We start from the raw sequence: 10,005 nt of genomic DNA on the forward strand, positions 1-10,005 counted from the left end.
CGGTTCGACACCCCCCAAAAAACCTGGAATCGCCTTTGGCTGTTCAACTTGGGTTCACCTTCCTGGACGACCCGTCCTTGGAGGCCGCCAACAATCGGGCCGAGCGAGCCCTGCGCCCCGCGGTCATCGCCCGCAAATCGTCCTGCGGCAACAAGACCTTGCGCGGCAAACGCACCTGGGAGATCCTCACCAGCCTGGCTGCCACCTGCTACCAACCGGGCCAGGACTCCGTCGAGTACCTCCGGCCATTCTTGGCCCTTGCTCCCGCGTCCTCAGCACGCCAAGCACGTACACCGGCAGGGTAGTCTGATCCGATGATTGAACTCGCCGTCGTTTTGCATGGGACCGCGGGTATTCTCGACGGTCCTTTGGTTCCTGTATCACAACATATCAGGCCTCAACGGTAAGGCCGATAGCTGTCAGTCCTGCAAACCCCCTTTGCCGTGGCCGGGTCGAGGCAAACGCACGTTCATCAAAAGGATTGCGGTTTTTTCCTTTGACAATGCATCCATGGGGTGTTAGCCTGATATTGAACGCTCAAGCGTCTCAAGTCTGTGGCAAGCGCGTGAGGAGACGCCGTCTGTGGGAAGCGAGGGGCGGTGTGTGGGATCAGGAAGTCTGAGCCCGCTGCACAACGTAACTGCCTCCCGGAAGACAGAATGTCTGGATGCAGACATCGCTCGCGTGGCCGGCTTGTTTGAGAGAGTTTTTTCCCACTCGGGGCGGAGGGTTCGCGTGGGTAGTGGTCAGGCAGCCGCGGGAATATCCACTGGTCACCCATGCCGCGAAAAACGATTCTTTCGCGTGCGCGCACTCCGATGCGGCGAGGATCCGCAGGCGCCGAGCAGGGATGTTGTATGCCTCGCGGAGGGGCATTCCCCAAAACCAGACTCATCTCATGATGGCATGACACACAGGTACGTCACATAAAAAAGGAGGTGTACGATGCGAATCACGATCCAATCAGGGTTAACGGCAGCAATGACAGCCTTATTACTTCTCGGGGCTGCCCCGGCCGTGGGTACTCCCTATTTCTTGATCGACTCGGAAATGGAGTGGCAGGAAGCCTTGGGCGGGGGTGGTGGTGCCGGCATGGTCATGCCAATGACCGAACCGGAGTGGTCGGAGTACATGGCCCAGTGGCACATGCCTTCTTGGGTCGAGGGGGAACCCTATCCCGATACGACCTTTATGCCCGCAAGGTTGCCCACAGGGCAACTGTATGTGTATGGGGGCAGCGGCGGTGGCGGCCCGGACCCCGAGGATGCGGGTCTGGTCATGGTTTGGGGAGCGGGGACGGCACTTCCGGAGGGCCAGTACTCCAGCGCGTGGAAGTATGAGTACGGCCTGGACCCGGATCTGACGAACACGGTCATCACCGTGACGGTGACTGCCCCAAGATTTGACCTGAAAGGCAACCAGATCAATAACGTTTCGTTCGGAATTCGGGATGCTTTGGGAGCCATCCGTTCCTGGCAGTGGAAGTGCGGGTTGCTGGGCCCGATTCCCTGGAACGTGCCGACCACGATTACCATCCGGCCGATGGTGGCCAGCGTGAACGCGACCACGCCGGTCGCCAGCGGTTTCCTGAACAATCCGATGTTCAACATTACCCAGTCTGCGGTTTTTGTTGTCGACGAAAACGCGCGATGGGTTGGCGGGCCGCTGCCGGTGCCCCCGCCTGGCGGCCAGATCCCCGCTGGGCTCTGGAACTACTGGCACAACTTGGTGGTGACCCCGATTATTCAGCCGAAACCGCCGTTGACCACCAAGTGGAGCCAGCCGCCGTCGCAGTACGATGGGCCGGGTCATAATCCGCAGCCGGTCTTCTACGGCTGGGACGAGGTCTCGCTGTACCACATCGGCCCCCCCATCGTTGCCGATGACTGGCGCTGCACCGACCCACGACCTGTGACCGACATCCACTGGTGGGGCTCGTTCATCGGCTGGACCCAGCCGGATCCGCCCCAGATGCCCGACGCGTTTCACATCGGTATCTGGACGGACGTCCCGACCGGCGCGGGCGAACTCTTCAGTCATCCCGGAAAACTCATTTGGGAGACGTATTGCACGAACTTTACGTGGAATTTCGCGGGTTATGACTACGATCCGCGAGGCCTCGTGCAAAACGAGGCCTGCTTCCAGTTCAATCAGTACCTCAACCCCGACGAGTACTTCTATCAGGAGCCCAACCCCGACGGTAACATCTACTGGATCAGCATCTCGGCCATTTATCACAACTTGCCACCGGCTCATCCATGGGGCTGGAAGACCCGGCCGCATTTCTTCCAGGATGACGCCGTTCGCATCTGGGCTGTTCAGGACCCGACAGGTCTCACTGGTTGGCCGCCTGCACTGGGCTGGAGCTGGGTACAGGGTCAGCCGATCGAATACCCGCAGGGAACATCGTGGGATCTGGCTTTCGAGTTGTCCACCATCGAGGGACAGGTGGGAGCCTGCTGCTACCAGGATCCTGCTGGTCCCGGACTTATCCAGTGCCTCGTGACCGATCAGACCACCTGCGAGCAGCAGCTTGCGGGTGTTTGGAAAGGTCCTGGCACCGACTGCTCCGATCTGAATGGCAACGGCATCGCGGATATCTGCGAGGAGCAGCCTGAAATGCTGGAGTTCGGCGATGCTCCCGAGGGCGTCCTCGCCTATCCGGCCAGCGGCGTGATTGGCAACTTCCCGACCTGCAAGAACGTCCCGCCGGCCCCGTGGATTCAGCACACCAACTTCGGCGCCTGGCTGGGCCCGCAGTTTGATTTCGAGGCGGACGGGAACGCAGGGCTTTGCCCGGGATTCAACCCGTATGATGCCGACGAGTGCTTCCAGGACGGCGACGCCGGCCTGATGTTCCCGCCGGCATATACTATCAACGCCGTAGGGAATGTTGCACTCTGCCCGATGTCGCCGGGAGGCGGCTCCCTCGGCCAGCCTTGTCAAACCGCCATTTGGGGTATGAACATCGACGTGGATGTTCACAACCATATGCCCAACCAATCGGTCGGATATGTGAACGTACTGATCGACTGGGACCAGAACGGACAGTGGGGCGGAGCGTCGCCGTGTCCGCTAGCCAACGCGCCCGAGCACGTGCTGGTCAATTTCCGGATTCCGAACCCCTTTGACGGTCCGGTTTCGGCTCTGATGCCTGCGGGCACCGGCTTCCTGATCGGCCCGAATGCCGGCGAGGTCTGGATGCGGGTTTCGATCACCGAACGGCCGGTACCCCTGAACTGGGATGGTTCAGGCGCATTCGAGGACGGCGAAACCGAGGATTATCTTCTGAACGTCGAGCAGCCCAAGCACGATCTTGGCGATGCTCCGGACAGCACCAACAGCTTTGGCGCGGCTATGACCGCCTATCCACCGGGTGGGCCTCCCGGAGTACAAGCACACTACCCGACTGTGTTTGCCGCAGGGTCTCCACCCTTCGGGCCGATTCATTTGCAGCCCGGCGCTGTCGCCTTCCTGGGCAACGCGGTCACGCTGGAGAACGAGGCCGATATGGGTCTGGACCAGGATCCCACCAACAACATCGTTCCCTTGGCGGACGCCCCGGACAAGGATGGTGCCGATGACGGTCTGCTGTTGCCGCTGGTCTTCCCGCACTGCCGTCCGGCGCAGTTCAACTATGTCGTGACGGTGACAGGAATGGTAGCGACTCCGCTTTATGTAAACGCATGGTGTGACTGGAATCGCGACGGCGATTGGGATGACATGCTGACGTGCCCGCAGGGACTGGCAGATGAGTGGGCGGTCCAGAACCAGATGCTTGCGGTCGCAGGACCTGGTACTTACACATTCACCACGCCCCCATTCCTGCCGTGGCATCCGGTTGGGGCTCCGGGTGACAGGTTACCGCTGTGGATGCGAATCACTCTGTCGGAGCAGCCGTGGCAACCAGGACCGGGGATAGTCGGCTATGGTGGGTCCGGGCCCGCTGCCGGTTATCAGTTCGGCGAGACGGAGGATTACTTCGTCACCCCAGAAATACCCGAACCTCCGAAGGCCGTTGCCTGGCGGAGCGTCCGGAACCACGGTCCTCTGGGACCGCTGGCGATTGATCTCGACCCTTCAGCAACGGGTAGTTCGGTGAAGTCCGAGACTAGGCGAAACGGGATCCGGTTGATTGAAGTCGATTTCGATCAAGCTGTCGTACTAACCAATCCTGGAGGTATTACGGTGACCGATTGGCCGGGAGGGGGCTCGTACGTTCCGACGTCTGTGGCCATGGTTGATGCCGACACCCTTGCCATTGGTTTTGCCGCAGGTCTGCTTCCGGATATGAATTGCTATAGGATTGATCTGGACACCTGCGTGCAGAGCCTTGCGGGTCTGCCGCTGGCAGGTGACACGGACTGTTGGGTCAGAGCCTTGGTTGGTGATGTCAACAGCGATGGTGGGGTTTCCGCTACCGATGTGGCGTTTGTTAAGTCCAAAGTTGGACAAAACCCTGCTCTTCCCGGCAACGCTCGGTTTGACCTGAACACTGACGGAAATATTAGCGCCACCGACATGGCGCTAGTGAAGACATTGGTAGGAAACAGAGCGTCTTGCCCGTAGCGAGAACAGTCGCGGCAGACGTAGGTCTTGAGATAGTGCCCGCCGGGACAGATCCTGTCCCGGCGGGTCTTTCTTGCGCGAAATCGCGCCGGCGTGCGAGCAACCACGGCTGTTCGGTCAACTTCATGTTGAATGATGGCGTGGGCGGCGGTTCACCGGACGCTTACGATGGTTTGGCGCGCAGTGAGCCCGATGCCGGAAAAACAGAACAAACGTGAGCGTCCACTGAGCCACATGACAAAGTGCCGCTGAGCAACAAGCGGCGGCGGGTCTTGCCCCCGCATTGACGAGCCATACCCTCAGCACCTATATTCGTAGCCCATGGCAAGCTCGCTGGCCACCAGGATTGTTCTGCAGCGCGGCGACATTACTAAGGTCGCAGCAGATGCGATCGTCAATGCCGCCAATACCTCTCTTCTGGGCGGCGGCGGGGTGGACGGGGCCATTCACCGGGCTGCCGGACCTGAGTTGCTGGCCGAATGCCGGAAACTCGGCGGTTGTCCCACTGGATCAGCCAGGATCACCAAGGGCTACCGCCTGCCGGCGCGGTACGTGATCCATTGTGTCGGGCCGGTTTACCACGGGGGCCGGTCCGGCGAGGCCCAACTCCTGGCCAGTTGCTACGAGACCGCTTTGCGGCTGGCGGTCGAAAACGGATGCAAGACCGTTGCTTTTCCCGCGATCAGTTGCGGGGTCTACGGATACCCGCTGGCCGAGGCCGCCAGAATCGCCCTCCAGCAGGTGGCGTCATTCCTTCAAGACAATCAGCAGATCGAACAGGTAGTTTTCGTCCTGTTTGATGAGCGAGCATACCAGGCCTTCGACCGCGCCTATTGCGAACGCTTTGGACCCAAACCGGAGATGACATCGTGAAACTGAGCTGGGAACGTCGACAACTCAGACTCCGCCACCCTTTCAACATCGCCAGAATGCCCATGTCCGACAGCACGGACAAGACAGTGCTTCTGGCTCGGATCGAGCACGACGGACTGGTAGGTTGGGGAGAGGCTGCCCCGATCTCATTCTATCACCAGTCGTTCGATTCGGCCGAAGCGACTCTTTCAAAGATCGGCGATATGCTGGGCAATGATCCGTTCGCTTTGGATGCTATTCTGGATAACCTTCTGAAGAGATTCCCAGGCGAATCCGCCGCCATTTGTGCGATCGACGGGGCTCTTCACGACCTTATCGGCAAGATTCTCAAGGTGCCGTTGTGGAAGATGTTCGGCCTGGACCGCTCGCGGATGCCTCTAACGTCGATGACCATTGGGATCGATAAGCCGGAGGTCATGGCGGCCAAGGTCCGTGAAGCTGCCGCCTTCCCGATTCTCAAGGTCAAGGTGGGCACGCCCGACGACGAGATCATCCTCAACACCGTCCGCCGGGAGGCACCCAATAAGACAATTCGCGTCGACGCCAACTGCGGTTGGTCGTCAGAGAATGCCTTCGAACGATGTAAGCTGATGGCGGATTACAAGGTTGAGTTCATCGAGCAGCCGACCAGGCCCGGCGATAACGACGTTCTTCCGAGGCTGAGGGAAGCCGGCCTGGGACCGCTATACGCCGATGAAAGCTGCGTCACGGTGAAGGATGTCCTGTTCTGTGTCGGCTTTTTTGACGGAATCAACATCAAACTCAGCAAGTGCGGTGGAATTCGCCAGGCGATGAAAATGATCCACGTGGCCCGCGCGGCCGGGCTCAAGATCATGCTGGGGTGCATGACCGAAACGTCCGTCGGCATCGCGGCAGCGGCACAATTGGGACCCATGGTCGATCATCTCGACCTGGACGGACATCTTCTTCTGGCCAATGATCCGTTCACAGGCTTGGGGGGAGAGGGAGGGCGACTGACGCTTACCGACGCGCCGGGGCTCGGCATCAGGGAGCTCACGTAGGCGCACGCCGTTCTACCGGACCTGCGCAGAGACGGGACTTGGGGTGGTGAGTCCGCCTGATGCGGGGTCGCCGACCGCTCTATCGTCGTACCCCGGCCCGTCAACACGCACGCAGTTGCGGCCCGATGCCTTCGCGGCATACAAAGCGCCATCCGCATGCCGGAGAAGATCATCCGGGCAGCGAAAGCCGGCATCTCGCTGCGACACACCGATACTGATTGTGGCCCTCAACACCAGACCGTCGTACCTGGTCTCCTCTTGCCCCACCGCTTGGCGCAGGCATTCCGCCATCATGGCCGCCTTCTCCATTGGGGTATCGGGACAAATGAGCACGAATTCCTCTCCACCGCAGCGGAATACCGGTTCGCTGGAGCGAGTGTGCTTCGCCAGAGTCGACGCCACGGCTTTCAGGACCATGTCACCGGCATCATGACCATAGTTGTCATTGAACTGCTTGAAGTGATCAACATCTATTACCATGCAGGACAACGGCCGGTTGTTGCGAGAGGCCGTTTCCCAGCAGTGTTTCAGACGTTCCATCATGACCCGACGGTTCGCCAGGCCGGTCAATTCATCAGTGGCGGCCATCTCCCTGAGCCTGCGATTGAGCAGACTCAGTTCCGCGTTGACCTTGTGAATCTCCCGGTTTTGCCTTGCCAGATGGGCCTCAAGATCAATAATGCGAGCCGCCGCCTTCAGACGGGCCAGCAACTCGGTTTTTCGAGGTGGTTTGGTCAGGAAATCATCCGCCCCGGCGTCGAATGCCTCGACCACGCGGTCAGTGTGCGACGTCAGAATGATCACATACACGAAACCCACCGTCTCCGAATGTCGGATTTCATGGCAGAGCTGCAGCCCGTTCATGAACGGCATTTCCCAATCGGCGATCACGATCTGCGGGCCGACATCATTGAGAATACGTAATGCCTCCATGCCGTTTGGGGCGGCAAACACCACGTACCCGGCATTGGTCAGAAGCCCCTCAAGCACTCGACGAGTCGAAGGCTCATCGTCGGCGACCAGCACTTTGCGCCCTTGCGGGCAATCGGGCCGCTCGTTCGAGGTGGCCGCCGTCACCGGCGCCGGATTCTCAACGAGGCCTGCTCCAATCCCTCCGATTACCCCTGACTCGCGCCGGAGGGCAGATTCCAGTTCATCTCTCTTTGCGTATTCAGCCATTTAAACCGAGGCCGCCTTCGGCAGCGACCAGAACATGCCCGCGACTTGCGCGCATGACGAGCCCTCAGCATCCAATCCATGATAAGGTCGTCACATCTGACGGCTTGGTTGAGATATGCGAGATCCGTATGCAGCGTCCATCTCTTTTTTGGACCGGCACAAGGCATTCGGGACCAATGCACGGGTTTGTCAGCCTCGATCGTGTATGGTCACACGGTCGGGCATCTCGGCGCCCTATGCCTGGCGAGGGAATTGGCTGACACATGACAGGTGTGCCCGACGAACGACCTCCGCAGAGAACGCTCATGGTTCTCGTTTAGAGCCCAGCGCATCCGCTTATCGGACGAAGCCGAAAGCCGCCCGCGGCACCCGCCCATTCGGGGATACTCGCGAACCAACGGGAGCGCTAGACCTCAGGCAGCTCGAAACCCTTGCGGTACTCGCGGCCCAGGAACTTGTTCGCTTCCTTGTCCTCGACGGTCATCTTTTCATCCATGAAGCACAATTCCTTCTCATGGTTCCAGAAAATCTGTCGCCCGACCCTCAGCGACACGTTTGCCAGATGACAGGCCACGACGCTTGTGTAATGCTGGTCGATCGACGCGATGGGTTTTTCGCGGCTCTGAACGCACTCGAGGAAGTTCTCGACGTGGGCGCTGTGTCCTTCCACGTCCTTCTTGTGATACTCGCCCATCTCCTTGACCGGATCGATCCTCGGCTCGGAACCGGGTCGATTCCAGTCCTCCAGATCGGGTTCGACTTCCCACCCCCCCCGGGTCATGTGAAGAAAGCCGTTAGTGCCGTGAAAGTCCATGCCGATGCCGCCCTTATGCCACGGCTTCCCGCTGGCTTTGCGGAGCGTGTAGGTATGCACGTGGCCTTTCGGGGCCAGCTTCGATGGTGGAAACTTGTAGATGGTCACCATCGTGTCGGGGGTGTCACGGTCGTCGGCCAGGATGTAATGTCCGCCCATCGAGCAGACCGACGTCGGATGCGGAGTGTCCAGCGTCCACATGATGATGTCCTGCAGATGGACGTTCCAATCACCTACCATTCCGCAGCCGTAGTCGAAATACCACCTCCAACTACTGTGGAAACGACGTTTGTTAAACTTGCGCTCCGGGGCCGGACCAAGCCAGAGGTTGTAGTCCACGGTGGGGGGCGGATCGGAATCCGGTTCGTTGCCAAGACCGTCGGGGGATTCATTTCCGTAAGTGTAGGTATTGGTCGCGCTGATCTCACCGAGTTCGCCGTTACGGACGAATTCCCGGGCGGCTTGAATATGCTCGTAGCTGCGCTGATGGGTGCCGACCTGGACGACGCGCTTGTACTTCTCCGCCGCGGCAACCATAGCCTTGCCCTCGCGGATGTTGTGACAGCAGGGCTTCTCGACGTAGATGTCCTTCTCCGCCTGGCATGCGAGCAGCATCGGGGCGGCATGCCAGTGATCGGGGGTCGCAATGATGACGATCTCGACCTCTTTCATGTCGAGAACCTTGCGGAAATCCTTGAAGCGTTGAGGCTTCTTCTGCCCGGCGGCGTCCTTCAGCTTTTCGGTGATGACCGCTTCAGCCTTGTCCATCTGCTCGGTGTCCACATCGCACAAGGCCAGGACATCAACCTGCTTGGTATCCAGGAAATTGCCGAGCTTATGGCGGCCCATGCCGCCGCAGCCGATCAGGGCGATGCCAAGCCTCTTGTTGGCGCCGGCCGCCCAAGCTGAAGAAAGCATCGATCGGGGCCCGAGAACGCTCAAACCGGCGGCCACGCCGGCCACCGTCTTGCCGCTATTGCCCAGAAACTGTCGTCTCGTCAAGGGGTTGCTCATTGCGTTTATTCTCCATTCCTGTTCCGGTCTCTCGCTACCGGCTGTTCGTCTTCGCGGCCGCGGGCAAGCACCCGCACTGAGGACCCATAAGTTACACCCAAATGCCCATCCGGACAAGAGATACAAGCCCCACGCCCGCGCACGGCGGCCGCTGACAGTTGGAGCGGTGGCGTCAGAGCCCGTTCCAATAGGCAAATCTGTGGCCTCGCGATCTCGCTGCACGACGCCTTCGGCCGACTGGTCGATCGGCCGGTGTATGAGAGGTACAACAGTGAGTTCATGAGCAGCACGCTCGATCACTTCATCCAGCCGGCCGAGGGAGCCAGGGTCAGCTTCGCCGGGCGGTATCCGCGTGACTACCTGTCATCCGATCCGCCGCGTCGTTTGTTGGCCTGGCACTTGGTCGGGGGGTTGGATCCGCTGGACGCCTCTGAGCTTACCGGCTCAGAGCCCGAGGACGGCTATCCGGTTCTTCTGCCGGACTGGATTCGCCGCGATGGACTGAAATGCCTCAAGGTCAAGCTCCGCGGCAAC

General features: G+C 60.0%; 7 protein-coding genes. 5 read left to right on the plus strand and 2 right to left on the minus strand.

What is annotated here, in order from left to right:
- The 4 genes from PLL20_20390 to PLL20_20405 form a co-directional block, all read left to right on the plus strand.
- Positions 1-305 (plus strand): transposase (locus tag PLL20_20390; GenBank protein ID HPD32360.1); only part of this gene is annotated, 305 nt, incomplete at its 5' end.
- Between the two features lie 640 nt (positions 306-945).
- Positions 946-4,569 (plus strand): GEVED domain-containing protein, encoded by a 3,624-nt coding sequence (locus tag PLL20_20395; protein HPD32361.1) that lies wholly within the window; start codon positions 946-948, stop codon positions 4,567-4,569.
- Positions 4,570-4,890: 321 nt separating this feature from the next.
- Positions 4,891-5,442: an O-acetyl-ADP-ribose deacetylase gene (locus PLL20_20400; protein HPD32362.1), complete on the plus strand. Its 552-nt coding sequence runs from the start codon at positions 4,891-4,893 to the stop codon at positions 5,440-5,442.
- Positions 5,439-6,464 carry a dipeptide epimerase gene (locus PLL20_20405; GenBank protein HPD32363.1) on the plus strand — a complete coding sequence of 342 codons (1,026 nt, stop codon included), beginning with the start codon at positions 5,439-5,441 and terminating at the stop codon, positions 6,462-6,464. Before PLL20_20400 ends, PLL20_20405 begins: the two co-directional genes overlap by 4 nt.
- A 12-nt stretch (positions 6,465-6,476) precedes the next feature.
- Here PLL20_20405 and PLL20_20410 read toward each other — a convergent pair whose 3' ends face one another.
- Entirely contained in the window at positions 6,477-7,643 is a 1,167-nt protein-coding gene (locus PLL20_20410; protein ID HPD32364.1) for a diguanylate cyclase, read from the minus strand.
- 406 nt (positions 7,644-8,049) lie between these two features.
- Complete coding sequence (locus tag PLL20_20415; protein ID HPD32365.1) at positions 8,050-9,471, minus strand: Gfo/Idh/MocA family oxidoreductase; 1,422 nt, start codon at positions 9,469-9,471, stop codon at positions 8,050-8,052.
- 279 nt (positions 9,472-9,750) lie between these two features.
- On the opposite strand from PLL20_20415, the gene PLL20_20420 reads away from it, so the two are divergent.
- The coding region (locus PLL20_20420) for a hypothetical protein (protein HPD32366.1) at positions 9,751-10,005 on the plus strand (255 nt) is incomplete at its 3' end.

The organism is Phycisphaerae bacterium (genome assembly GCA_035384605.1).
GTDB lineage: Bacteria > Planctomycetota > Phycisphaerae > UBA1845 > PWPN01 > JAUCQB01.

Bases quoted from the DNA above. Each gene is read 5' to 3' on its own strand.
- PLL20_20400 (HPD32362.1), top strand. From the start codon at position 4,891: ATGGCAAGCTCGCTGGCCACCAGGATTGTTCTGCAGCGCGGCGACATT.
- PLL20_20410 (HPD32364.1), bottom strand. From the start codon at position 7,643: ATGGCTGAATACGCAAAGAGAGATGAACTGGAATCTGCCCTCCGGCGC.
- PLL20_20395 (HPD32361.1), top strand. From the start codon at position 946: ATGCGAATCACGATCCAATCAGGGTTAACGGCAGCAATGACAGCCTTA.
- PLL20_20415 (HPD32365.1), bottom strand. From the start codon at position 9,471: ATGAGCAACCCCTTGACGAGACGACAGTTTCTGGGCAATAGCGGCAAG.